The 25,773-nt window shown below is 62.2% G+C and carries 23 protein-coding genes; 18 read left to right on the forward strand and 5 right to left on the reverse strand.

The genetic code is table 11. The features are described from left to right. Positions 1-27: 27 nt before the first annotated feature. The 14 genes from B0G80_RS25215 (at position 28) to B0G80_RS25280 (ending at position 13,647) form a co-directional block, all read left to right on the forward strand. On the forward strand, positions 28-900 hold the full coding sequence (locus tag B0G80_RS25215; protein WP_116120533.1) for a xanthine dehydrogenase family protein subunit M: 873 nt from the start codon (positions 28-30) through the stop codon (positions 898-900). Positions 901-907: 7 nt separating this feature from the next. After that, positions 908-1,396: a (2Fe-2S)-binding protein gene (locus tag B0G80_RS25220; RefSeq protein WP_116120535.1), complete on the forward strand. Its 489-nt coding sequence runs from the start codon at positions 908-910 to the stop codon at positions 1,394-1,396. Beyond that, the gene (locus tag B0G80_RS25225; protein ID WP_116120537.1) at positions 1,389-3,743 is read left to right on the forward strand and encodes a xanthine dehydrogenase family protein molybdopterin-binding subunit; all 2,355 of its coding nucleotides are present in this window, start codon (positions 1,389-1,391) and stop codon (positions 3,741-3,743) included. Before B0G80_RS25220 ends, B0G80_RS25225 begins: the two co-directional genes overlap by 8 nt. A gap of 14 nt (positions 3,744-3,757) precedes the next feature. Then, complete coding sequence (locus B0G80_RS25230; RefSeq protein WP_116120538.1) at positions 3,758-4,639, forward strand: NAD(P)-dependent oxidoreductase; 882 nt, start codon at positions 3,758-3,760, stop codon at positions 4,637-4,639. 9 nt (positions 4,640-4,648) lie between these two features. Next, positions 4,649-5,098, forward strand: a complete 450-nt coding sequence (locus B0G80_RS25235; protein WP_116120539.1) for a CoxG family protein — start codon at positions 4,649-4,651, stop codon at positions 5,096-5,098. Between the two features lie 44 nt (positions 5,099-5,142). Then, positions 5,143-5,454 carry an NIPSNAP family protein gene (locus B0G80_RS25240; protein WP_116120541.1) on the forward strand — a complete coding sequence of 104 codons (312 nt, stop codon included), beginning with the start codon at positions 5,143-5,145 and terminating at the stop codon, positions 5,452-5,454. 152 nt (positions 5,455-5,606) lie between these two features. Continuing rightward, positions 5,607-6,461, forward strand: coding sequence for an SDR family NAD(P)-dependent oxidoreductase (locus B0G80_RS25245; protein WP_116120543.1), 855 nt, complete (start codon positions 5,607-5,609; stop codon positions 6,459-6,461). A 37-nt stretch (positions 6,462-6,498) separates the two neighbouring features. After that, positions 6,499-7,449, forward strand: a complete 951-nt coding sequence (locus tag B0G80_RS25250) for an SMP-30/gluconolactonase/LRE family protein (protein ID WP_116120544.1) — start codon at positions 6,499-6,501, stop codon at positions 7,447-7,449. Between the two features lie 481 nt (positions 7,450-7,930). After that, positions 7,931-9,064, forward strand: coding sequence for an alpha-D-ribose 1-methylphosphonate 5-triphosphate diphosphatase (locus B0G80_RS25255; protein ID WP_116120545.1), 1,134 nt, complete (start codon positions 7,931-7,933; stop codon positions 9,062-9,064). A 65-nt stretch (positions 9,065-9,129) separates the two neighbouring features. After that, positions 9,130-10,029, forward strand: a complete 900-nt coding sequence (locus tag B0G80_RS25260; protein ID WP_116120547.1) for a phosphate/phosphite/phosphonate ABC transporter substrate-binding protein — start codon at positions 9,130-9,132, stop codon at positions 10,027-10,029. 41 nt (positions 10,030-10,070) lie between these two features. After that, a complete protein-coding gene (locus B0G80_RS25265) occupies positions 10,071-10,886 on the forward strand; it encodes a phosphonate ABC transporter ATP-binding protein (protein ID WP_258879028.1) in 816 nt (271 codons plus the stop codon). Beyond that, positions 10,883-11,683, forward strand: a complete 801-nt coding sequence (phnE, locus tag B0G80_RS25270; RefSeq protein ID WP_116120551.1) for a phosphonate ABC transporter, permease protein PhnE — start codon at positions 10,883-10,885, stop codon at positions 11,681-11,683. Before B0G80_RS25265 ends, phnE begins: the two co-directional genes overlap by 4 nt. A gap of 114 nt (positions 11,684-11,797) precedes the next feature. Then, complete coding sequence (locus tag B0G80_RS25275; protein ID WP_116120553.1) at positions 11,798-12,463, forward strand: acetyltransferase; 666 nt, start codon at positions 11,798-11,800, stop codon at positions 12,461-12,463. A 167-nt stretch (positions 12,464-12,630) separates the two neighbouring features. Then, on the forward strand, positions 12,631-13,647 hold the full coding sequence (locus tag B0G80_RS25280; protein WP_116120555.1) for an aldo/keto reductase: 1,017 nt from the start codon (positions 12,631-12,633) through the stop codon (positions 13,645-13,647). A 383-nt stretch (positions 13,648-14,030) separates the two neighbouring features. Here B0G80_RS25280 and B0G80_RS25285 read toward each other — a convergent pair whose 3' ends face one another. The 4 genes from B0G80_RS25285 to B0G80_RS25300 form a co-directional block, all read right to left on the reverse strand. Beyond that, complete coding sequence (locus B0G80_RS25285; protein WP_116120556.1) at positions 14,031-15,500, reverse strand: efflux transporter outer membrane subunit; 1,470 nt, start codon at positions 15,498-15,500, stop codon at positions 14,031-14,033. After that, positions 15,493-16,680, reverse strand: a complete 1,188-nt coding sequence (locus B0G80_RS25290) for an efflux RND transporter periplasmic adaptor subunit (RefSeq protein ID WP_116120558.1) — start codon at positions 16,678-16,680, stop codon at positions 15,493-15,495. Before B0G80_RS25290 ends, B0G80_RS25285 begins: the two co-directional genes overlap by 8 nt. After that, a complete protein-coding gene (locus tag B0G80_RS25295) occupies positions 16,670-19,861 on the reverse strand; it encodes an efflux RND transporter permease subunit (RefSeq protein WP_116120560.1) in 3,192 nt (1,063 codons plus the stop codon). Before B0G80_RS25295 ends, B0G80_RS25290 begins: the two co-directional genes overlap by 11 nt. Positions 19,862-20,567: 706 nt before the next feature. Beyond that, entirely contained in the window at positions 20,568-20,888 is a 321-nt protein-coding gene (locus tag B0G80_RS25300) for a DUF4148 domain-containing protein (protein WP_116120562.1), read from the reverse strand. Between the two features lie 372 nt (positions 20,889-21,260). Between B0G80_RS25300 and B0G80_RS25305 the strand changes: the two genes are divergently transcribed. Together B0G80_RS25305 and B0G80_RS25310 are read left to right on the forward strand one after the other, a co-directional pair. Next, the gene (locus tag B0G80_RS25305) at positions 21,261-21,569 is read left to right on the forward strand and encodes a putative quinol monooxygenase (RefSeq protein WP_116120563.1); all 309 of its coding nucleotides are present in this window, start codon (positions 21,261-21,263) and stop codon (positions 21,567-21,569) included. Between the two features lie 278 nt (positions 21,570-21,847). Further along, a complete protein-coding gene (locus B0G80_RS25310; protein WP_116120565.1) occupies positions 21,848-22,540 on the forward strand; it encodes a TetR/AcrR family transcriptional regulator in 693 nt (230 codons plus the stop codon). A gap of 203 nt (positions 22,541-22,743) precedes the next feature. On the opposite strand, the gene B0G80_RS47185 is transcribed toward B0G80_RS25310, so the two are convergent. Further along, positions 22,744-23,157 (reverse strand): hypothetical protein, encoded by a 414-nt coding sequence (locus B0G80_RS47185; protein ID WP_258879272.1) that lies wholly within the window; start codon positions 23,155-23,157, stop codon positions 22,744-22,746. Here B0G80_RS47185 and B0G80_RS25315 point away from each other — a divergent pair. Continuing rightward, positions 23,044-24,627: a methyl-accepting chemotaxis protein gene (locus B0G80_RS25315; RefSeq protein ID WP_258879222.1), complete on the forward strand. Its 1,584-nt coding sequence runs from the start codon at positions 23,044-23,046 to the stop codon at positions 24,625-24,627. The two genes, B0G80_RS47185 and B0G80_RS25315, sit on opposite strands and share 114 nt — an antisense overlap. An 87-nt stretch (positions 24,628-24,714) precedes the next feature. Then, positions 24,715-25,722, forward strand: a complete 1,008-nt coding sequence (ltaE, locus tag B0G80_RS25320) for a low-specificity L-threonine aldolase (RefSeq protein WP_116120569.1) — start codon at positions 24,715-24,717, stop codon at positions 25,720-25,722. Positions 25,723-25,773: the final 51 nt, after the last annotated feature.

Genomic DNA, 25,773 nt, shown 5'->3' on the forward strand with positions numbered 1-25,773 from the left:
CGGCCTGAGTCCGCGGGCGCGAGGCATATGAAACCCACTGCGTTTTCGTATTTCCGGCCGCGCACGCTCGACGACGCGCTGTCGCTTCTTGCTCTTCACGGTTTTGACGCCAAGCTGATCGCCGGAGGACAAAGCCTCGCGCCGATGATGAATATGCGCTTCGCCCAACCGGCGCACCTGGTCGATCTGAATGCGCTGCCTCAACTCAAGGGCGTCACGCTTGAACCCGATACGCTAGCGGTCGGCGCAATGACGCGCCATCACGAGCTGGCCACCAGCAACACAGTACGCGCTGCTTGCCCGCTACTGGCTGAAGCGGCGGCGACGATCGGACATTACGCCATCCGACAGCGCGGGACACTCGGCGGCAGTCTCGCGCATGCGGACCCCGCGGCGCAATTACCGCTCATTGCGAGCACGCTAGGCGCACGCGTCGAGATTGTCGGGCCGGCCGGCAGCCGGCAGGTGTCGGCGGCACAGTTTCTGATCGCGGTGATGACCACCGATCTGGCGGTTGACGAAATCATTCGCACGGTGCGCTTTCCGACGACGTTGTCCGGCGAGCGGCATGCCTTCGAAGCATTTAGCCGACGGCACGGCGATTTCGCGATCGCGGCTTGCGCTGTCACCGCTGTGCTTGCGGGCGGCAGGTTCGCCTCGTTGCGGATCGGCGTAGGCGGTGTCGCAGATGTGCCACTGGTGTTTGACGACCTCGCTGCGGGATTCGTCGGCGAAACGGCCGATGCGCCGAGCGTCGGCAGGATTGCCGAGACAGTCGCAAACGCCGTCGAGGTGCACGATCAGCCAGGCATTAACGCCGCGTATCGGCGCGATCTCGTCAAGGTGCTCATCGCTCGAGCATTGCAGCGGATAACCGCTGGCGTTACGCAACCCGATTAGGCCGTTCATGGAAAAGACAGCAATTTATCTGAGTGTGAACGGTGCGCGCCATGATGTGCATTGCGAGCCTCGCAAGCTATTGTCCGATGTGCTGCGCGAAGATTGCCGGCTGACGGGCACGCATGTCGGATGCGAGCACGGTGTGTGCGGCGCATGCACCGTGTTGATCGATGGCCGTCCGGCACGCTCATGTCTGGCTTACGCCGTGCAGATGGATGAAGCGCAGATCACGACCATCGAGGCGGTAGCGCAAGACGGTCGTCTGTCGCCGCTCCAGCGCGCGCTGCATGAGTGCCATGGTCTGCAGTGCGGTTTCTGCACGCCCGGCATCGTCATGACATTTGAGGCATACCTGCGCGAGAACCCGTGGCCATCCGAGGCTGAGGTGCGCGAGGTGCTGTCGGGCAATCTGTGCCGCTGTACCGGATATCAGAACATCGTGCGGGCGATCCTGCTCGCGGCCGAGCGGATGCGCGCGGAGACGGTCGATGTCTGAGCAGACGTTTCGTTACCTCAACAGAGCGACGCCTCGCACCGAAGACTATCGGCTGCTGACCGGCTGTGGCCGGTATCTCGATGACATCGAGATACCCGGTGCCCTTCTCGTGTGCTTCGTTCGCTCGCCGCACGCGCATGCGCGGATCGTCTCCATCGATATTCATGGCGCCGCCGCAATGCCCGGCGTTGTAACCGTCATCACGGGCCTGGAGCTCGCGCAGTGGACTACGCCGTTCCGTGTCGCACCACCCGTCGAAGGACTGAAGCCCGTCGAATTTGCGACGATGCCCGTGGACACAGTGCGTTTTCAGGGCGATCTGGTGGCTTGCGTCGTCGCGACGGACCGGTACCTCGCTGAAGACGCTGCCGAGCAGGTGCTCGTCGAGTTCGAACCGCTGCCCGCGGTGACAGACATGTGGCAGGCGCTAGAGACCAACGCGGCGCAAGTCGACCCGGCCGTGCCAGGCAACCTGGTCTCGCACCAGACCTACGTGCATGGCGACCCTGAACGCGCCAACCGCCGGGCTTTCCGGATAGTCGAAGCGACCTTCCAGCAGCAGCGCCAGACCCATGTGCCGATCGAAACCCGCGGCTGTGCAGCGGTCTGGGACGTTGGACGGCACCACCTGACGTTCCATATTGGAACGCAGGTGCCACATCCTTTGCGCACTCAACTGGCGCAGCGCCTCAAGCTCGACGAGTCTCAGGTGACCGTGATTTCGCCCGATGTCGGTGGAGCGTTCGGACAGAAAATCGCCTTGTACCGCGAAGAGTTGACGGTTGCTGCGCTGGCTCGCCATTTGAAACGGCCCGTGCGCTGGCGTGAGGATCGCCTCGAGAACCTGACGGCCGCCGCCAATTCACGTGAGGACTTCTGCCGCACCCGCTCGGCGGTCGATGAGCGCGGCACGCTGCTCGCTCTCGAACTCGAACTCCGCGAAGACTTTGGCGCCTACTGCTTCTTTCCTGCCAACTATCTGGCGCGCGTCGTTGCCATGATCCTGAGCGGACCGTACCGGCTGCAGGACTACGCGTTCGATGTGAAGGTCGTGCTCAGTCACAAGTGCGGCAATGCACCGATGCGCGCGCCGATGTCCATCACCAGCTGGGTGATGGACGGAACGCTGGATGCAATCGCGCGGGAACTGGCACTTGACCCGGTCGAGGTACGCCGGCGCAACCTGTTGAGTCCGGCAGAGCTGCCGTACCTCACTGCTACCGGCGAACGTCTGGACGACATCACGCCGACCCAGACGTTCGAGGCCTTGCTGTCGGTGCTCGACTACGCGGGGTTTCGCGAGCGCCAGCAGGCAGCGCGCGCAGTTGGCCGTTACCTGGGGCTTGGCCTATGCAACGTGGTGGAACCGACCACGTACGGCTCGCGCTTCTATAAGGCCGCGGGGATTCCCGGTTCGGGGCACGAGGCAAGCTGGATCCGTATCGAACCAGGCGGGGTGGTGAACGCGTCGGTCGGTCTCGGGCCCAGCGGCCAGGGCTACGAAAGCGCGATGGCCAACGCGGTGGCGGAGGGCCTGGGCGTGCCGCCGTCGAGCGTGCGCATTCATATGGGCCACACTGATATCGCACCATACGGTATGGGCAGTCGTGGCGCCCGCAGCGGCACGGCGGGGGGAGGCGCGCTTTACCTGTGCGCACTCGACGCACGCCGCAAGGTGCTCGCGATCGCCGCCGGTTGCCTTGGTTTGCCGGACGAGCAGTCGCTACGCCTGATCGACGCGAGAATCGAGCGTCGTCGCGCGCACAAGTGGATCGACACAGGTTTGACGCTCGCCGACGTGGCGCGGCGTGCATATCTGGATCCAACTGCGTTGCCGCAAAGTTTGACGCCGGGCCTTGAATTTCACCTGACTTACGACCCTCCGGCCATGACCTATTCGAATGCGGCTCATGGATGCGAGATCGAGGTGGACGTCTTGACCGGCTCAATCCGTATCGCGCGTTACGTCGTCGCCGAAGACTGCGGCACGCTGCTCAATCCGACCGTGGTGGAAGGGCAGCAGCATGGCGCCGTGGCGATGGGACTGTCGGGGGCGCTGTTCGAGCAGATGCGTTACGACGACTCAGGACAGAACGTGACCGGCTCACTCGCCGACTACCTGATTGCTACTTCAACTGAATTGCCCAACTTCGAGATCATCCCGCTGCATACGCCTGGCAAGTCGACGGCGGCCGGCATTAAGGGGATGGCCGAAGGCGGGGTGATGGGAGCGATCGGCGCATTGACCAACGCGGTCAATGATGCGCTTGCGCCATTTGGCGTCGTTGCCGACCGTCATCCACTCACTCCCATGCTATTGCGCGACTTGCTGCGCGACAAACTCTGAACGGACCAACAATCATGAATCAATCTACAGGCAAACCCGCGATTGGCTTTATCGGCCTTGGCATCATGGGTTTCTCGATGGCCTCGCGGCTCGCCGCCGCCGGCTATCCGCTGCATGTCTATAACCGTACGCGTGCGAAGGCTGAGCCGCTCATCGAGGCCGGCGCGACCTGGCAAGCGACCCCGCGGGCGCTCGCCGAAGTATCGGACGTCGTGTTCACGATTGTCGGCACACCCGCGGACGTCCGCACACTATATCTGGACGACGACGGTCTGATCGCGCATGCGCGGCGCGATGCGGTGCTGGTCGACATGACGACGTCGAGTCCAAAACTGGCCGAAGAGTTGGCCGTGCACGCCGCTGAGCGCGGGGTGCACATGCTGGATGCGCCGGTATCGGGTGGCGACATGGGTGCCCGCGAAGGGCGCCTGTCGATCATGGTCGGCGGCGCAAGCGCTGTGCTCGCACGCGTGGAACCGATGTTGCGGTGCCTCGGTACCAACATCGTCCTGCAAGGCGGCCCCGGTGCGGGTCAGCACACGAAGCTGTGCAATCAGATCGTCATTGCATCGACAATGGTGGGCGTGTGCGAAGGGCTCGCCTATGCGCACAGCGCCGGGCTGGACGCCGACACCGTATTGAGCGCGATTGGCGGAGGCGCGGCGGGTGGATTCCAGCTGAACAACCTGGGGCCGCGCATTGCTAAGGGCGATTTTGCACCCGGTTTCTTCATCGAGCATTTCATCAAGGACATGCGGATTGCGCACGAGGAAGCGCGGAGCATGGGACGTGAATTGCCGGGTCTGGAACTGGTGCGCGTCATGTACCAGGAGTTGGCCGAGCGGGGCTGCGCGCGCAACGGCACGCAGGCGCTGTTCAAACTCTACGAGCGCTGAGCGGCGGCGATGAAGCTGACAGATCAAACCATCCTGCCCGTGCCCCCTGAAGCCGCATGGCGTGCATTGAACGATCCCGTCGTACTCGAAGCATGCCTGCCTGGCTGCAAAGCGCTGAACAGGCTCGACGACCTGCATTTCGAATCGACCGTGCAGATTCGCGTCGGCCCGATCGCGGCGACCTTCAAAAGCAACGTCGAATTGTCGGATCTCGATCCGCCCACGGCCTATACGATTGCCGGTATGGGCAGTGCAGGTGCGCTGGGCTTTGCCAAAGTCACTGCGCGCCTGAAACTTGAAGCGCAAGGCAATACGACCGTGCTGGTGTACGACGCTGACGTCGAGATAGGCGGGAAGCTGATGAGCGTGGGGTCGCGCCTGATTCAGTCCGCCGCGAGCAAGAATCTCGACGAGTTCTTCAGCGCGCTAAAGGCGCACGTCGAAAACCACGCGGTCTGACGGCGGTGTGCTGCGAGAGAGTACCGATCGAAACAGAGGGCATCATGTTGGTAGAAATGCGTACATATCAGATTGCGGCGGGAAAGACAGGCGAGTTCCTGGGCATCTACGAGCGCGAAGGGCTCGGCATCATCAGTCAGTACGCCCGGCTCGAGGGGTGCTGGACGAAGGACTCAGGCACGTTGAACTCGATCGTATTCTGCTGGGGCTACGAGGACTATGCGCATCGGGCAGCGCAGCGCGCGAAACTCGCAGCAGATCCACGCTGGCAAGCTTTCACGCCGCGCATTCTGCCGTATCTCGTCCATCAGGAATCGGTGTTCCTGTCGCCGGTGCCGTTTTGCCCGATGGACTGAAGTGAGTGATGAATTTTCCGGCCGCGTTTGGCCACGGGTGCCGCGTACTGGATGAATTTCGTGAAGGCCTTCGGCGTTGCGCGGCGTGGGTGGTGCGCGTGCAGACGTAAGGCAGTCGGGCTGACTTCATAACGTATCAGAAAGGACTATTGATGACACACTTTACTTTCACTCCCGGAGCCGTCGCCGTCGTGACAGGCGGCGCTGCCGGCATTGGACTCGCTGCGGCGAAGCGGTTCGCGCAGCTCGGGCTTCGCGTGTGCATTGCGGATCTGGGTGAGGACCGCCTTGCGCATGCGACGCAGGCGATTGCCAGCGTGGCTGCTGAAGGCGCGAAGGATGTACTGGCCGTCGAGACGGACGTCAGCCGCCTCGAAGACTTGGTCCGCCTCGAAGCAGCGGTTCGGGATCGCTTCGGCGGCACGGATATCCTCATGAACAATGCGGGGATTCAACCGGGTAGCGTCATGTTCGGAGCGGCCGCTAACTGGGAGCGGGTGCTCGACGTCAACCTATGGGGTGTCATTCGTGGCACTCAGACCTTCGTGCCCGCGATGATCGCGCGCGGACGCCCGGGCCTCGTCATTAACACCGGTTCGAAGCAGGGCATCACGACGCCGCCCGGCGACCCGGCTTATAACGTCTCCAAGGCCGGCCTGAAGGCGTTTACCGAAGCACTGCAGCATGAGTTGCGCAATACGCCGGGCTGCCGGATCAGCGCGCATTTGCTGATCCCTGGCTTTGTGTTTACGGAGCTTGCCGCTCAAGGTCGTACCGAGAAACCGGCCGCTGCCTGGACGCCCGAGCAGGCTGTCGATTTCATGATCGAGCGACTGGATGCCGGCGATTTCTACATTCTGTGCCCCGACAACGATGTGCGTCGCTCCCTCGACGAGCGACGCATCCTTTGGGCTGCGGGAGACATTGTAGAGAATCGCCCGGCGCTATCGCGTTGGCATCCGGACTACGAGCAGGCGTTCACAGCGTATATCCAGAAGAACGACTGACTTGCCCGCCCCGCAAATCGTAACTGGAAGATAGGAGATGGCAGAGATTCCAAGGTGGCGACCGAGCGAAACCTATCCCGATCCGTCGGTGGAGGTCCTCGATCCGCGCTTTCTGAAATACCGCATTACCAATGCCGCCGTGGAGCGCCTTGCGACTGGAATGCGCTTTGGTGAAGGGCCGGTGTGGTTCGGCGACGGCCGCTGCCTTCTATGGAGCGATATTCCGAACAACCGCATCATGCGATGGGATGAAGAAACCGGTGCGGTTGCGGTGTTTCGCAGGCCGTCCGGTTTCGCCAACGGCAACACGCGTGACCGCCAGGGGCGGTTGATCACCTGCGAGCATGGCAACCGCCGGGTGACGCGCACCGAGTACAACGGCACCCTGACCATTCTCATGGACCGTTTCGACGGCAAGCGGCTCAACTCTCCCAATGACGTCGTCGTCAAGAGCGACGACAGCATCTGGTTCACTGACCCGACCTTTGGAATTCTGAGTGACTACGGGGGTGTCAGGGGGGAGGCCGAACTGCCAACCCAGGTCTACCGCCTGGAGCCGCGCTCCGGCGAAGCAGAGATCGTCGCTGGCGACATCGCCAATCCGAACGGCCTTTGTTTTTCGCCGGATGAAAGCCGCCTCTACATTGTCGAGTCCGGATCCACGCCAAGACGCATCCGGGCGTACGACGTCGAGGATGGCCGACGCCTCGTCAACGGCCGCATCTTTGTCGACGGCGGCGAGCACGGCGCGCCGGATGGCTTCCGCTGCGACACCGACGGCAACCTGTGGGCCGGCTGGGGTACAGGACCGACGTTGAACGGCGTGATGGTGTTCGCACCGGACGGCGAGGCCATCGGCCGCATCGCGCTGCCTGAACGCTGTGCGAACCTGTGCTTTGGCGGCGCTGCGCACAACCGCCTGTTCATGGCCGCCGGCCAGTCGCTCTACGCGCTTTACGTGGATGCCAAGGCGGCCGTCCCAACATGAGTCAGTGTTGAGGCAGCCAGCTTCAGCGCGGCGACTGCCTTCGATGCTAATCGACGACGAATGGCATCCGCTTGCGATGCCCGTGACCACCTCGTCAATCAAGAATCTGTTCGATCTTCCGCCCTATTACAACGTCTACTCCGCGCTCGATTGAAACGCGCGGTGCTTGTTGTCGGTCGCTGTCATGGTCTTGTCATTCCGGTCAGGTGAAATGAATTCGCAGTCGTGCATGGTAGAGCGCGGGCCGTGATGAACCCATTACGGTCGTGCTCGCGGAATCGGCCGATTGGATCTTTCCCTAAACATCTAGACGTTTAGACGAAAACACCGCTGGCAAGCGCTTTCTGGGCCGGCAGGAAACGCCCATGAAGCACGAGCGCCGAGTTCGCGAACGCAACAGCACGACTCATCGCTTCGAATCACGACCAAAGCTGCGTGGTACAGCAGCACGCTAAAGCCGACACACATACGGAGCATGTCGATGCTGATCAGGAACGCTCGCGTCGTCACGCGAGACGAGGAATTTACGGGAACCTTGCGGATTGAAAATGGCGTCATTGTTGACCTTGAACGGGGCACGACGTCGGCGGCCGAAGCCGAAGACTGGGACGGTGACTATCTGTTGCCAGGCTTGGTCGAACTACACACAGACAATCTCGAGAAGCATCTGGCGCCGCGGCCGGGCGTGAGATGGAATATCGACGCGGCGTTTGTGATTCATGACGCACAGGTGGCCGCGGCGGGCATCACAACCGTATTCGATTCGCTCAGGATCGGCGCGCGCTCGGACGTCGACATGCACAGCCGGGATCTTCAGACGCAGTGCGTGCAGGCACTCGCGCGTCTGTCCGCGTGCAAGTTGCTGCGTGCCGAGCATTTCCTCCACCTGCGCTGCGAAATCGCCGCGCCCGACGTCGTGAATGTATTCGATTCAATGTGCACGCATCCATTGCTGCGGCTCGCTTCGGTGATGGATCACACGCCGGGCCAGCGCCAATGGCACGATAGGGATCAATGGCGTCGCTGGCAGGAACGTCACGGCAAATTGACCGACGAACACTTCGCCGCAGTGATTGCCAAGCTTTCGGACGGACAGGAACGTTTCGCCGACCGGCACCGTCGCGAGATCGTTGCGCGCTGCATGGAGCTCGGCGTGCCGGTGGCGAGCCACGACGACACCGTAATCGAGCACGTTGAACAGGCAGCGGCCGAAGGCATCGTCCTGGCGGAATTCCCAACCACCCGCATCGCCGCGCAAGCCGCGCGCGCCCACGGCATCGCAACGATTATGGGCGCGCCCAACGTCGTAAGAGGCGGATCGCACTCGGGCAACGTCTCGGCAATCGAACTTGCGGAAGCCGGACTGCTCGACATCCTGTCCTCGGACTACGTGCCCTCGAGCCTGTTGACCGCCGCCTTCGAACTGGTCGGCAAGGCCGGCTGGACGGTGCCGCGCGCGATGGCAACGGTATCCGCGGAACCCGCGCGCGCAGTGGGGTTGGACGACCGCGGCGCCATCGCCCCCGGTTTGCGTGCCGATTTTGTGCGCGTGCGAATGCACGATGCGCTGCCTGTCCCCCGCGCGACGTATCGGGCAGGCGAGCGCGTCGTCTGATGGACGGAACAAACCAATCCGTTGTTGAATCGCCTGGCATGTACAAAACATAAATTGAGGAATATATGAAGGTATCCAAAATTTTATCTGCCGCGGCTCTGGCCGTGAGTTTTGTCTCTGTTACGGCACACGCAGCTGGTACGTGTCCGAACGATGGCGTGGTTCGCTTTGGTGTCGAACCATACGAATCGGCCCAGCGCATGCTGCCGGTTTATACGGATCTCGCCAAGATGATCGGCGACAAGCTCGGCTGCACGGTGCAACTTTACGTCGCAACCAGCTATAACGCCGAGATCGAGGCAATGCGCAATAACAAGCTCGAATTCGGCGAATTCGGTCCCCTCGGCTACGTGCTCGCGCACCAGGTCGCGCACGCTGAAGCCGTCGCCACGTTCGCCGGCGAGCAGGGCAAGCCGGCCACTTACTACGCCTCCATCGTCACGTGGCCCGGCTCGGGCATCAAGACGCTGGGCGATACCAAGGGTCGCTCGTTCGCTTACGCTGATCCGGCTTCGACGTCCGGCCATCTGTTTCCCGCCTTCGGTCTGAGCAAGAACGGCATCGATCCGGACAAGGGCGTAAAAGCGGTCTACGCGGGCAGCCATACGGCGTCGTTCGAGGCGCTGCGCAACCACAAGGTCGAAGCGGGGGAGCTGAACAGCGAAGAAATCGCCAGCGCCAAGCTACACAAGGAATTCGATCCTGCGGCTTACGTGACGCTGTGGAAATCGGAACCGATTCCGCTCGACCCGCTGGCCGTGCGCGGAGACTTGCCGGCGGATTTCAAGGCCCGTCTGGCAAGTGTGCTGAGTTCGCTCGATCTAAGCCAATTACCGGAAGCCGATCAGAAGTTCCTGGCGTCGAACCAAAACCCGGAACTGAAGACGGTGCCGCAAACGGATGCTGCTTATAACCAGATCCGCGATCTGGTTTCGACTCTTCACATCGACCTGGCAAAACTGTGAGCACTCTGTCCAGCACCTCGGGTGGCGTCCCGATAGATTCGGTGAGCCGGCTTTCAGCCGGCGTGTCGAGCCTACCCGGAACAGCACTCCATACGACGCGTGAGCCCGGCGTAAAGCTGGCTGTCCGTGATCTGACGATGCGTTACGCCGATGGCCATACTGCGCTGCGCGACATGAATGTGTCGGTCCACGCCGGTGAATTGGTCGTGGTGCTGGGCAGCAATGGCAGTGGCAAGTCGACCTTCATGAAGTGCGTGGTCGGGCTGAATCGACCGACCGCCGGGTCGGTCGAGGTGGCTGGGCGCGATCTCGCCGCACTGTCCGGCAAAGCTTTGCGTGAGGCGCGTCTGCCGCTTGCGTTGATCTCGCAGAACGCCAATCTCGTGAAGCGGCGCAGCGTGCTGGCGAACGTCTGCTGCGGCGCGCTCGGCCGACACCGGACGCTGGCAACCGCGCTTGGTCGGGTGCCTCGCGAGGAGGTTGAACCGGCACTGTCCTATCTGAACGAGGTCGGCCTGCTGCATCTGGCGCGCCAGCGCGCCGGCACGCTTTCGGGCGGACAGGCGCAGCGCGTGGCGGTGGCCCGTGCGCTGGCCCAACGTCCTCACGTCTTGCTCGCCGACGAGCCGGTCGCCAGTCTGGACCCCGAAGCGGCTGACGAAGTCATGCGGCTGCTGCGCCGCCTCGCCGACAACGACGGTCTCGCGGTGGTGTGCGTACTGCACCAGCCTGAGTTGGCGACGCGATATGCCGACAGACTGGTCGGACTGCGCGGCGGCCTGCTTGAATTCGATCGGACGGCGTCGGCCGTCTCCCGTCAACAGATCGCGAGCCTTTATTTGGCCGAGGTGTCATGAGCAAGGTACTTGAAATGCGCGCATCGACGGGCTCGTCGGGCGGCCGGACCATCTGGTCGGTGTGTGCCGTCGTCGTGCTACTTGCGCTGTTTGTGCAGGCGTGGATCGTCGTCCAGGCCCGTCCGCAGGATCTGGTGACCGGTGCCCACGGTATGGCCGACATTATTTCGCGCGCCGTGCCGCCGGCGTTCGATCAGTTCGTTCCGAATTTGTGGCCGGTTCTCGAAACGATTGACCTGGCGATTTTCGGCACGGTGTTCGGGGTGCTGCTCGCCTTTCCGCTGTCGATTCTGGCGGCCGCGAATGTCACACCGGCGCTGCCCCTGTACTACGCCGCGCGCGCGCTGATCGGCGTCACCCGGGCAGTGCCCGATCTCGTTTGGGCACTGTTGTTCGTCACGGCGGTCGGGCTGGGGCCGTTTCCGGGCGCACTTGCGCTTGCGGTCCATTCGGTCGGTATGCTTGGGCGGCTGTTCGCGGAAGTAATCGAAGACATGGATATGGGCCCCGTCGAAGCGTTGACGCTGACCGGTGCAGGGCGCCTGCAGGTGTTAAGCCATGCTGTCGTGCCGGGCGTGTTGCCCTCGCTGCTCGGCATTGGGCTTTTCCGCTTCGACGAAAACCTGCGCTCGTCGCTCGTGCTCGGCTTCGTCGGAGCAGGCGGAATCGGCTTCCAGTTGCTGACTGCGATGAACCTGTTCCAGTACCAGACGGTGTCGTTCCTGTTGATCGCCACCTTCGTCCTGGTCGCCTGTGCCGAACGCGCTTCCGCTTACCTGCGCAGCCGTGTCACCTGAACCCGGGCCGATCACCTGCGTCGCCGTCGCTCTTCATGCCCTGGCGCGATCGTCACGGGAAGTGCGCAGCCGGCGGCCCAGGGCTCTCCTTATCATTGAAGCACGAGAATTGATATGTTGATCAATCATGGCGTCGGGGTCGATCCGTGGGCGCTCGGTTGCGTTCTGTCGGAGCATCCGGAAATCCATCCAACGGCGGTAGTTCGCGCTAGCGACTTTGGCCGTTACACCTATCTCGGTCCGCGCAGCCAGGTCGCCGAATCCGTCATCGGCGACTACGGCTATGCGATGGGTGACAATCAGATCGCCCACGCACTCATTGGCAAGTTCGCCAATATCGCCACCGGCGTACGCATCAACCCGCCCAATCATCCTTCGTGGCGTGCGACCCACCATCACTTTACCTATCGATCGCGATCCTACGGATTGTCTCTCGACGACGACGCTGAAATCTTGCAGTGGCGGGCGCAGGAGTCGGTCGAGGTGGGTCACGACGTGTGGCTCGGCCACGATGCCATCATCATGCCCGGCGTGACGATCGGCACTGGCGCCGCGGTCGGCTCGGGAGCCGTTGTGACCAAGGACGTTCCGCCGTTCGCCATCGCCGTCGGGGTGCCGGCGCGGGTGCTGCGTTTTCGCGTCGACGCGCGCACCTCGGAGCGCATGCAGCAGATCGCCTGGTGGGACTGGAGCGCCGAGCGCATTGACGCGGCATTGGCCGATTTTCGTGGGCTCACGGCGGTCGAGTTCGTGGAGAAGTACGACGGTAAAGGTGAATGAATGGCCAAGCGGCCGTTTCTCCGCGACGGCGGAGCGTTGCACGCGTTGCCCAGACGAAGGTGCCAACTATCCTCGCTTCAATCACCTGGTCTCGACGTGCTCGTCTCTATGGACGTGTCACGTGGAATTCCCAGGTTAGATCCTTCAAATTAACGGAACAGTCTCATATGGAATTTCGCCAACTTGGCCGCTGCGGCCTCAAGGTTTCGACGCTGACGCTTGGGACGATGCTGTTCGGCGATCCGACCGACGAAGCAACCGCGGCACGCATCGTAGACCAGGCGCATGAACAAGGCGTCAACTCGATCGATACCGCCGACATCTACGCAGGCGGTGAATCAGAGCGTGTCGTCGGGCGTTGCATCGCCGCCCGGCGCGATCGTTGGGTGCTGGCGACCAAATTTGCCAGTCCATTCGGCGACGGCGACGTCAATGCGCGCGGCGCGTCGCGCAAACACATGGTGCGAGCCGTTGAGGCTAGCCTCAAACGCCTGAACACGGACTATATCGATCTGCTTTACCTCCACGCTGAAGATCACAATACGCCGGTCGATGAAACGGTGCGCGCGCTAAATGATCTGATTCAGGCCGGCAAATTGCGTTACTACGGCCTATCGAATCATCGAGCGTGGAAGATCGCCGAATTCAGTCATACCGCCCAGGGACTGGGTCTCGCTGCCCCGGTAGCCAGTCAGCCGCTCTACAACCTCGCGAATCGGCAGGCCGAGGCCGAACAGCTGACAGCCGCGCACCGTTACGGCCTCGGCGTGATTTCGTACAGCCCACTCGCGCGCGGCGTGCTGACCGGCAAATACGAATTGGGTGTGACGCCCGCGGCCGATACGCGTGCAGGGCGCGGCGACCGCCGCTTGCAGCAGGCCGAATGGCGGCCCGAATCGCTGGAGCTGGCACGGCGCGTTCGCGAGCATGCAGAGGCGCGCGGACTGAGTGCGGGACAATTCGCACTCGCGTGGGTGCTCAACAGCAGCTATATCAGTTCAACCATCGCCGGACCGCGCACCATGGCGCAATGGGACGATTATCTGCCAGCCTTGAGCTATCGCCTGAGCGCCGAAGACGAAAACTTCGTCGACTCGCTCGTCACTACGGGCCACCCTTCGACGCCCGGGTTCAATGATCCCAAGCATCTTTTCTTTGGGCGGATTCCCCGGCACGGTTCGTAAGCGGAACGTCTACGAATGCGCCTGCGGTGCTCGTTGCGTTCGATCGCCGGACCGGCGCAACGCGGTTCGACACGTAAGGTGCTTGCCCATTGCCGGTTGATCGTTATGATGTGGGCCAACGCGGTTGCAGATTGTTTCTGCATGCAATTGCGGGGTAGCGCATCGCGGCAACACGTTAGCGTGGTGTTTGAACCGTTGGGGCGGCGGGGAAAAGACCCCGCCCGAAGCGGACGGGGTTAAGCGATGCGTGGAGTGCACTATCAAGCGATAGATGCAGAGCTATATTAAGGACGCCGGCGCAATAGATAAAGGACCGGACACGCAAAAGAGAATTTCTAGAAGAAGCGGACTGGCAACCTCCCCGTTGCGCCGTGTACAGGCCTTCAATTTGCGCCGTGTGCCATCGTTGTCGCAACGAGTGCCGGCGTGGCAGCCACTTGGGCGAGTTCATCGCTCGACCATCCGCCGCCCAGCGCATGCAGCAGTTGCACGTTGGCACTTAGCTGGCGTGTCTGGATATCGAGCACGCTGCGTTGTGCTTCGAGTGCGACGGTCTGCGCCTGCACGACATCGAGGTAACTTACAGTGCCTTGGCGATATTGGCGCAACGCCAGATCGACCGAGTACTGCGCGGCATTCGCGGCATCCTTTTGCTCGCCAAGCGCAGTGCCAAGATACGACAGCAGCGCAAGGTTGTCTTCGACCTGCTGGAATGCCGACAGAACCACGCTGCGGTAGCGGTCCCCAGCTTCCTCGGTTGCCGCCTTCGCGGCGTCGAGTTGTGCGCGACGATAACCGCCGTCGAAGACGTATTGCACAAGCTGCGGGCCAATCGCCCAGAAAAGATTGGGCGCGCTAACCAGTCCAGCATAGGCGGCGCTTTGCACACCACCCTGCAAGCTCAGCGTGATGTCCGGGAAATAGGCCGCGCGCGCGACGCCAATCTTTGCGTTAGCCTCGGCCACCCTGCGTTCCGCTGCGGCGACGTCGGGGCGACGTTGCAGCAGCGTCGAGGGCAGGCCGGTTGGAATCGCCGGCAACGCGATGGCGGCAGTCTGCTGCGGCAGGCTAAATTCGGACGCGGAAGTGCCGACCAACACGGCAATCGCGTGTTCGATGAGCGCTCGTTGCGCGAGATTCTGCGACAACTGGGACTTCGCTGACGACAATTGCGTTTGAGCACGCGAAACGTCGAGGCCCGCAACGATGCCGCTGCCGTGCAGCGTCTGCGTGAGTTGCAGCGCTTTCGCATAGGCCATGACCGTCTCGTTCAGCAGCTCGGTCTGCTGGTCGAGGCCGCGCAAACTGATGTAATTGTCTGCGAGTGCCACTTGCAGGGCTAGCTTCACCGAAGCCAGATCGGCTTTGGTCGCCTGAGCCTCGTCCTTGCCCGCCACCACGGAGTCGCGCACGCGGCCCCACAGGTCGAGGTCGTAATTGACTTCGGCACCGAGCGTGACGGAGTTGTAGTCGTTCGGGCCGCCCACGCGCAACGGCCGGTTGTCGGACTGGCGAACGCGCTGCGGCGCGGCGCTTGCGCTGATGGTCGGATACAGTCCCGACGTGACCTGCGCGACGAAAGCCTGCGCTTGCGCATAGTGCGCGTACGCGGCGCGCAGATCGGTGTTGTTTGCCAGCAGATGCGCTTCGAGAACGTCGAGTTGCGCGTCGCCATATATTTTCCACCAGCCGTTACGGTCTATCCGGTCGGCAGGCTGAGCGGCGGTCCAGGGAACAACGGCTTTGTATTGCGCCGCTATTGGCGCGGAAGGCACCTGATATTGCGGCGCGAGCGAGCAGGCGGAGAGCGCCAGAGCGCCCGTTAAAAGCGCGACACGTCCAGACTTAACCATGTGCGGCCGCCTTCCTGTCAGTGGCCGGCGCAATCTGCACGCCGTCGCCGTCGGCGAGTCCATCGGGCGGCGTATCGATCACGCGATCGCTGGCGGCGAGTCCCGAGCCGATCTCCACCGAGTCGCCCAGATCGCGGTCGATCTTCACCTGCTTGAACAGTACGTGACCGTTCGCACCGAGCGTGGCGACCACGACGCCGCGGCTATCGAACACGAGCGCGCTAGCTGGGACCCGAAGTGAATCGGCGGACGCGGGCAACGTGAATTTCAGGCTGGCGAAACCGCCCGGCAGCAGCTTGCCATTGGCATTGTCGACCAGCAACTGTACCAGCGTCGTACCCGAACTCGAATTGACGGAGTCTGCCGCTGCTATCACGCGCGCGGTGAACTGCTGGTCGGCGTACTCGGGAACGGTCAGGGTCGCGGTCGTGCCATCGTGGATCGCCGGAGCGTAGTTCTGCGGTACCTGAACATACACACGCAACTGCTTGACCTCGGAGACCGCGAACAGCTCCTGGCCGACGCCACCGCTACCGGCGTTCACCAGCGCACCGACATCGGTGTCGCGCGCGGTCACCACGCCGTCAAACGGCGCGACGATCCGCGCGAAGGCCTTCGTAGCGACGAGGCGATCGACGTTGGCCTTCGCGGCCGCGACGATCGCCTCCTTCGCGGTGTAATCAGCAGCGCGTTGGTCGACGTCCTGCTGGGCGACGGAATCGGTGCCTCGAAGCGCCTCCCAGCGCTTCGCCGTCGTACCCGCTACGACGGCATTCGCCTGCGCGCTCTGCAGATCGGCGCGTGCCTGAAGGAGCTGCTGGTCAAGCTCGGGTGTTTCGATTTCGGCGAGCACCTGACCCGCCTTGACCGGCGCGCCGATATCGACGTTCCCTGATTTCAGGTAGCCGCTGACCTGCGCGAAAATCGGCGCCCGCGTAAACGCTTCGAGCCGGCCGGGCAGTTGCAGTGAAGGTCCGATGGGATCGCGCATCGGCTGGATCAGATTGACTGTCGGTACGGCCTGAGCCTCCGTCCAGGTTTTCAGCTTGCGGGCGTCGACGGCTCGTAGCGCGACACCGCCAACGACGACGCCTAAGGCGACCAGCAGGCCGATCACGCCCGCAACCCGAAGCGGACGGCGCGATGGCGTATTAGTGGGAAAAGTGGATTCAGACGACATGGGCAGGACCTCCCGGGACGGATGCTGGGGTCGCCGCGCGCTCGGGGCGCGCGTGAACAATACAGAAGATGACGGGGACCAGGAACAGCGAAGCCGTGGTGGCAAATATCAGACCGCCGATCACGGCGCGGCCGAGCGGCGCATTTTGCTCACCGCCTTCGCCGAGGGCGAGCGCCATCGGCGCCATGCCGATGATCATGGATAGCGCGGTCATGAGCACCGGGCGAAAGCGCGTAAAGCCCGCTTCGAGCGCCGCCTTGAACGGATCGCCATGGACGGCAAGACGTTCGCGGCAGAAGCTGACGACCAGAATCGAATTGGCAGTCGCCACCCCCATGCACATGATCGCGCCAGTGAGTGCGGGTACGGAGAGCGTCGTGTGAGTCGCGAACAGCATCCAGACGATACCTGCCAACGCTGCCGGCAATGCGGTCACGATCACGAACGGATCGGCCCATGACTGGAAATTGACGACGATCAGCAGATAGATCAGCACGACCGCGCCAAGCAGGCCGAACAACATGCCGGCAAAGGCGCTGTTCATCGTCTGCACTTGCCCCAGCAGCGCGATGCTCGAGCCCTTGGGCAAGGTGCCGGCGTTCTGGTGTACGATGCGCTGGATATCGGCCGACACCGCACCGAGGTCGCGGTCCTGGGTGGTCGCGAAGATCTCGACCATGGGCTGGATGTTGTATTGGCTGACGACTTCGTTGCTGGTGGTGCGGTCGACCGTTGCCAGACCGCCGAGGATCTGGGCGGTTCCTCCGCCACTGGCGGTGATCGGCAGATTTTGCAATGCTGCCAGCGAATCGAGACTGTATTGCGGCGTTTGCATCACGATCGGATACGACACGCCGTTCGCGTTGTTCAGCCAGTACGTGGGCGCAACCTGGCTCGAACCCGCGAGGTTCACCACCATGCTGTTCGTCACGTCGCGCTCGGTGATGCCGAGCAACTGTGCGCGTGTGCGGTCGACATCGACGTTGAAGGTGGGGTTGCCGTGCGACTGCGCGATCCGTGCATCGACCACGCCGGGCACGTCACGGACCGCGCGCAGCAGACGATCTGCGTACGCATAGTCGGCGTTCAGGTTGTTGCCGCGGATCTGCAGGTCGATCGGCGCCGGCGAGCCGAAGTTAAGGATTTGACCGATGATGTCCGCCGGTGGAAAAGAGAACGTGACTCCTGGGAATTCCCGCGGCAATCTTTCACGCATGACGCGGACATACTCGTCGGTCGGACGATGTCCTTCGTTCAGCGCAATCTGGATGTCGCCGTCCTGCGAACCGACCGTCCCGGTGTTGTTGTACGCGGTATTGATGCCGCTGACCGGCAGACCCATATTGTCGACCACCGTGCCGAGATCGGACGGCGAGATGATCTGCCGGATGGCGCCTTCGACATTCGCGAATATCTGCGCGGTCTTTTCGACGCGAACCCCGACTGGTGCGCGCACATGCATCAGGATCTGCCCGGCATCGACCGCCGGAAAGAAGTCGCGGCCGAGCAAGGGCGCGAGGGCGAACGAGAGCGCGACGAAGCCGAGGAAGCAACTGACGAATGGACGCCGATGGTTCAGGGCGAGTTCGAGTAACCCGCGATACACGCCACGCACCTTTTCGAAGCGTGCTTCGAAGCCGCGCTGGAAGCGTCCGAGCGGACCCGGACGCTGCGCCTCATCGGCATGCTCACCCTGCGCATGCGGTTTCAGCAGGTATTTGGCCATTGTCGGCACGAGGGTTCTTGAGAGGATGAACGACGAGATCATCGCGAAGATGACGGCCTCCGCCATCGGCACGAACAGGAAGCGCGCCACGCCGTTCAGGAAGAACATCGGCACGAACACGATGCAGATGCACAGAAGAGAAACAAACGCGGGTGTGACGATCTGCGCGGCGCCATCGAGGATGGCGGTCTCCACTTCCTTGCCGTGCTCGAGGTGCCAGTTGATGTTCTCGATCGTCACAGTCGCATCGTCGACAAGAATCCCCACCGCTAATGCGAGACCACCGAGCGTCATGATGTTCAAGGTTTCGCCGAGTGCGGAGAGCGTGGCTATCGAGCCAAGGATGGCCAGTGGGATCGAGGTTGCGATGATGATCGTCGAACGCCAACTGCCGAGGAACAGCAGGATCATCAGGCTGGTGAGCACGGCCGCGATCACGCCTTCACGTGCCACACCGGTGATGGCTGCGCGCACGAAGATCGACTGGTCGCCGATCGGTTCGACATTCAGGTTATCGGGCCACGACGCTTTCCCGTTGGCGATTTGCTGCTTGATGCCGGCGATGATCCCGAGCGTCGAAACCGAGCCGTTCTTGAGTACCGACATCAGCACCGAGCGCCGGCCGTTCACATGGACGATATTGGTTTGCGGTGGGCTGCCATCGCGAACATTCGCAATGTCACGAATAGCGACCGTCGTGCCATTGGCCGCCTTGACCGGTAGATCACCCAAGGCCTTGATTTCCGAGGGCGCATTGTTGAGTTGCAGCGTGTATTCGTAGTCGCCGATCTTTTCCGTGCCGACCGGCGTGATCAGGTTCTGACCCGCCAGGGCATTGGCGACGTCCTGCGCGGATAAGCCGCGCGCCTGCAGTGCCGCAGGATCAATGTCAATCTGCACCTGGCGCGTCTTGCCGCCGAAAGGGTAGGGAACCGACGCACCGGCGACAGTCGTGAGAACGGGACGCACCGCATTCAGACCGAGGTCGCCCAGCTTCTGTTCGGACAGCCCCTTGCCGGATAGCGCCAACTGGATGATCGGTACGGTCGACGCGTTGTAATTGAGGATCAGCGGCGGCGTAGTGCCCGCGGGCAACTGCCGCAACTGAGTTTGCGCGACCGCGGTCACTTGCGCGTTCGCCGTGCTGATATCCACGCCCGGCTGAAAGAAGATCTTGATGATCCCAAAGCCGGCGACCGATTCCGCCTCGATGTGTTCGACATCGTTCACGGTGGTCGTCAACGTGCGTTCGAACGGCGACGTGATTCGGCCGACCATCTGGTCCGGCGGCAGCCCCGTGTATTGCCACACCACGCTGATCACGGGGATTCGGATATCGGGGAAAATGTCGGTGGGCGTCTTCATCGCTGACAGTGGCCCGATGACAAGGATGAAGATCGCAAGGACGACGAAAGTGTAGGGTCGTCGGAGCGCGATACGAACTAGACCGAGCATGAGAATTCCAGGGCTTTGGGCAAACGTAAGAGCATCGTGGAGACATCTGGCGCAGGAAGATATTCGCAACGCGGATGATTGCTTTGTGACCTATGTCAGGTGTTCCCAAACGAAACCAAAGTGCGAATGTACACAACGGTCTGGATTCCTGCAGACGGAGAAACAACATTCCGGAGACGTTTGAACGCCAGGCGAGTCAATTTCTTCCTGTCTGCGCATATCGGGAAAACCTTGTCCATGCTGGATGGAATGATGCTCGGCAAAATTCAGGCGGAGGCGAACCAGCGTAATTTCAAGCGAAGACTAAAGCGTCAGAGATTTTTATTACCAATTGTTTGAGAGGCCATCGAGGGTTCTCGTGCCTCCTTTCAGACGGCATTCAAAGGGTTGACTCCATTCTAAGACGAGGTCTTCGCGTTATTACCGTATCGTTCAGGATGATTGTCACTTACCGCCCGTGAAGATCGCCTTAAGGGGAGAGTCAAGCGACAATGCGCGAATGACATGCGCATGAAGGTGTGAAGAGGAATGCTGACAGCGTGCCTTCAAAGCGTTAAGCCGCGGCAACGCGGGGTTCAAATCGGGCTTCGCTAAGCCCGTGCCAAAACTGACGAGCGCGGTGCGTGTAACGACCGCTGGCAGCTGTTGCACAAGCCACGCGATGCGGCCCGGGATCCGGGTCAGGGTTCAGTGTCAATCGACACCATCAGTGACCAAAGTAGATTGAGTGAGCACCTGCGGTCGTCGACGGCCCGCCCGACTGCGAGGAGCCGTTCATTGACACTCCGCCGACTGCTGCGCTGCTCGGCCTCGTGGCAACCTGCGCGTGAATACGTGCCTCCGCAGCCTGAACGTCGGTGGGATAGTGCAAATCCTTGAGGCCCGGGCGATACCCGGCCTGTTCCACCTGCACCAGGTCCGCGCGCACTTCGGCGCGCGTCAGCGCGGCTGTGGAGTCCTGTGCAAAAGAGACTGCGGGGACGACGAGTGCGTTGGCAACCAACGCTGCATAGATCAGAGTCTTCACGATGAATTACCTTTCAAGTTAATTGTGGTCAGCTTCAGGCACGATGAATGAAGTCTCGGGTCTCACGGCGCCATCGCCGCGAGGGTGAGTAACCTGTATTGTCCGCAGATGGGGTGACGCGAGGCTGACCTCTGCACTACGCCGCAGTCATGTTCAAATAGGCAAAAGCGTGGTGCGCTTCGCGATGTATCGAACTTCAACGAAAACAGTCAGCGTCGATGGTGCGGGAACCCCGTGCGACGGATTGAATCGCTGACGAGCCACGTCGGAAATGCGGTCTGAACCTGGTGAGCCTTATCGGCAGACGTACGCAAACGCGGCTATGATTTCACGCGGCGATCGGCGCCGAATTAGGAAAGGAGAAGTACCCATATGATCCATGTCGTTGCCACAATCACTGCCCAGCCCGGTCAACGGGATGCCGTGCTTGCACTTTTCAACAAGAACCGTCCGGCGGTGTTGGCCGAAGAAGGGTGCATCAGCTACGAGGCAGTCATCGACGTCCCTGAGTTCGGGACGATTCAGACACCGCTCGGCAAGGACACGTTCGCTGTCATCGAGCGCTGGGAAAGCGCGGAAGCGTTGAGGGCGCATGGGACCTCCGCGCATATGGCCGAATATGGACACAATACGCGCCCGTTGCTCGTGAGCCGCGTCATCAACGTGCTTCAGGCTTGCTAAAGGGAGCGTTCCTGGCGGCCCGCCATTGGCTGGGCAGGCCAGTGCGGGCGTCGCCACGCCGACTTCCATCACGATGCGTGGCGACGCGGACATGGACGAACGAACGGTTCCAGCTTAATTGGCAGCAGCAAGGACGAGGCTGACTTCGCCATGGCTGAGATAATGCGGGCGTCACGCCGGACAGCGCCGGACTGCCGCCCACGCCCGGGGTGTATACTTTATCAAAACGTAAATCGTCATGTGACGATAACAGCTATAATTCGAGAGCGTAGGGAGCTATGAAGACCAAAGGGACTATCGAGAAGCCGAGCCGTGGAACCGGCGCCGACCGCGAGGGGCTCAAGCGGCCGATGAAAAAAGCGCCGCAGCGTTTGCCGCGCGCCGAGCGTCAGGCGCGTGTGCTGGAGAAGGCCGCGGAGTATTTCGCGGAGCATGGTCTCGGCGCGCAGACTCGCGCCATCGCGGAAGCCTGCGGCGTATCGCAACGCTTGCTTTATAGCCTGTTCCCGAGCAAGGCTGCTTTGATTGATGAAGTCTACAAGCGGGAAGTCGTCGGAATCTTCGACGCAATCTGGTTTGTTCAATTGCAAGACCGAAGTGTGCCGATTGAAAGCCGACTCAACCGCTTTTATTGCGAGTACTATGACACGCTCCTGACGCGCCGCTGGCTGAGGCTCTTTCTTTACTCGTCGCTCGAGGGCCTGCACACGGCGCCGGCCTATACGAACGCGATCGTCAGTCATGCGCTCGAGATCATCGTTACCGAGACCGCGCATGAACTGGGTCTAGGCATGCCCGTCGACCCGGCTCAACTGGGGGAAGTGGGCTGGCTGTTACATGGCGCCGTGTCTCATCTGGCGATTCGCCGCCGCATCTATTCAAACGAAAACAGCACGCCCGCCGAAGCGGTGATTGCGATGCACGTGCGCGCCTTCCTGACGAGCCTGCCGAGCCTGCTGCCTGCGCTATAAACGCATTGCGAGTCGGCGCCGGGTGGCTCGCCGGTGTTATCGCTGCGATCGTCCAAGTCGTCTTCAGCACAACTCGTCAGCTGACGATATAATCCTGATAAATTGGGCTGCGTTGTCACGCAGGCGCCTTGGCGGCTGCTCATTGTGCCCGCGCTGTCTCCCGTTCGGGCTGCGCCGCCGTCCGCACATAAGCAGTGCCTGGCTTACGCATGGTGGCTGCGCCATAACTGTTCGCAATCGTCGCCATGAGGCAAAACAATTTCACGAGCGGCCTGCGCCTCGGCACAATACCGCGGCGCATCGTGGTGGCGTTTCAGGCGATATGTCTGGCCGCGAGTCATTGCACGCTGTCTGCGGGGGCCGTCTTCGAAACAGCCGAAGACACGCGCAGCAAATAATGCATCTCTCACGAAACAGGTGAACTCATGAGGACTACGGCGGGTTTGCGTGTCCACACCCAGTTGGTCGCCGGCTTCGGCATCGTCCTCTTCGCCCTCGTTGCGCTGACGGTCACCGCCATCACACGCGTCGAGTCCGTGCGGCAACGACTCGATCAGATCATCGACGTGAACGGCGTCAAAGAACGGTACGCCATCAACTTTCGCGGTAGCGTCCATGACCGGTCAATCGCCGTGCGCGATGTCACTCTCGTATCGCATGATGAGCTGCCGGCCGTCGTCGCGCATATCCAGCAACTCGCGGCGGATTATGACGAGGCGGCAAAGCCGCTTGCCGCCGTCTACGCGCAGCGCACCGACATCACCGCAGCCGAGCGCGCCATCTATTCGCGCGTGATCGAGGCGGGCAATAAGGCCACGCCGTTTATCGACGAGGTGATTGCACGGCAAACCGCCGGCGACACTGAAGGGGCACGCACCGTGCTGCTCCAGAAAACGCGTCCCGCGCTGGTCGAGTGGCTCGCGGCAATCAACCAGTTGATCGACTTTCAGGAAGCGCTGAACCGGCAGGGCGGCGCCGAGGCACGCAAGATAAGCGTCGATTTCCGCTTGATGATGCTCGCGCTGACCGGGCTTGCGTGCGTGATCGGACTTGGCGTTGCGGTGCTTGTCGTGCGCAACGTAGACCGGTCGCTCGGCGCCGAGCCGCGTGAGCTGATCGCGTTCGCCGACGCGATCCGGCGCGGCGATCTTTCCCAGCGCGCCGAGTTGCGCACCGGCGATACGGGTAGCGTAATGGCGACTGTCGTGCGGATGAGAGAAGCGCTCGCGGACATCGTGGGACAGGTGCGCGATGGCGCCGATGCGGTCGCCGAGATGAGTCACGCGATTGCCGCCGGCAATGCCGATCTTGGCGCGCGCACCGAGCTCCAGGCCAGCGCGCTCGAGCAGGCCACCGGCGCGCTCAAGGAATTCGATGCGAGCGTGGCCACCAACGCTGCGAATGCGGGACACGCGGACGAGCTTGCCAGGCACGCCTCGGATACGGCTGGGGAAGGCGGCATGGCGGTCGGCCGGGTGGTCGAGACGATGCATGGGATACGGGCGTCGTCGGCGCGCATCGCGGAGATCATCTCGGTCATCGACGGGATCGCGTTCCAGACCAACATCCTCGCGCTGAATGCGGCGGTCGAGGCCGCGCGTGCCGGTAGCCAGGGACGCGGTTTTGCAGTGGTGGCCGGCGAGGTCAGAGTCCTCGCGCAACGTAGCGCAGAAGCGGCGAAGGAGGTCAGGCAACTGATCGTGGCGAGCGACGCTCGCGTGAAAGACGGCGTTACCCAGGTCGATGACGCGGGCTCGACCATCACCGCGGTCGTGGGTTCGTCGGCGCGCGTCACGGGCATCATGAGCGAAATCCATGACGCGTGTCAGCAGCAAACGCTTCAGATCGGCGAGGTCCGCGAGATGATCGCAAGCCTGGAGCACGGCACGCAACAGAACGTCACGCTCGTCCAGCAATCGGGCGCCGCCGTGGACGCCTTGAACCGGCAAGCACGAAACCTCCTGAGAGCGGTCAATCTTTTCTCCGTTCGATCCGAACGCGGTTCGGAACTGAAATCGCCGAACCCGCAGCAGCGCGATGCAACTGCGCGCAACCCGGCGCTTTCGCTCACCAGCAGCTCCTTGTGAGTGCATGGTGGCATAGCCCGATTTTCCATTCAATCCAGGTCGTCCGCGCTGCAGGCGCGACGCGGCCGGCACTCTGAGGAGCAGCACATGATCGATTTGCGCAGCGATACCGTGACCCGTCCGGACAAGCCGATGCTCGCCGCGATGACAACCGCCGAACTGGGCGACGATGTCTGGGGCGACGATCCGACTGTCCTGCGTCTGCAGGCCGTGGTCGCCGAACGCGCCGGCAAGGAAGCCGGCCTGTTCTTTCCGACTGGAACGCAATGCAATCTTGCGGCCTTGATGGCGCATTGCGCGCGTGGCGACGAATACATTGTCGGCCAACTGGCGCACACCTATAAATTCGAAGGCGGCGGCGCGGCGGTGCTCGGCAGCATTCAGCCGCAGCCGCTGGAAAATGCCGCTGACGGCACGTTGCCGCTCGATAAGGTTGCGGCCGCCATCAAGCCGATCGACGATCATTTCGCGCGCACGCGTCTGTTCGCGCTAGAGAACACGATTGGAGGCAAAGTGCTGCCCGCAGACTATGTTGCGCGTGCGGTCGAATTCGTTCGTCAGCGCGGGCTGGCGACGCACTTGGACGGGGCACGCGTCTTTAACGCCGCGGTGGCTTCGGGCCAATCGCTGGCGTCGCTGTGCGCGCCCTTCGATTCGGTGTCGATCTGCTTCTCCAAAGGACTGGGGGCGCCGGTCGGCTCGGTGCTGGTCGGCAGTCAGGCGCTGATCGACACCGCGCATCGCTGGCGCAAAGTGCTGGGCGGCGGCATGCGGCAATCGGGCGTGCTGGCGGCGGCATGTCTGTACGCGCTGGAGCACAACGTCGAGCGGCTTGCGGACGACCACGCCAACGCCCAACTTCTTGCCGACGGCCTCGCGCAGATCGATCAGGTGACGGTGCAGTCACACGCGACGAACATGGTGTTCGCGCAGTTTCCGCAAGAACAGTGCGCCCCGCTCGAAGCGTGGCTCAAGGAACGCGGCATTCTCACTCAGATGCTGTATGCGTCGCGCTTTGCGACACATAAGGACGTCTCGCGCGCGGACGTCGATACGTTTCTGTCGGCTGTAAAGGCGTATTTCGCTCGCGGCTGATGTCCGCGCGATGTCGGTTTTTTCATTGCCTGTTGACATGGTGCGTTCGGG

Origin of the sequence: Paraburkholderia sp. BL6669N2, assembly GCF_003387275.1 — a bacterium.
Lineage (GTDB): Bacteria > Pseudomonadota > Gammaproteobacteria > Burkholderiales > Burkholderiaceae > Paraburkholderia.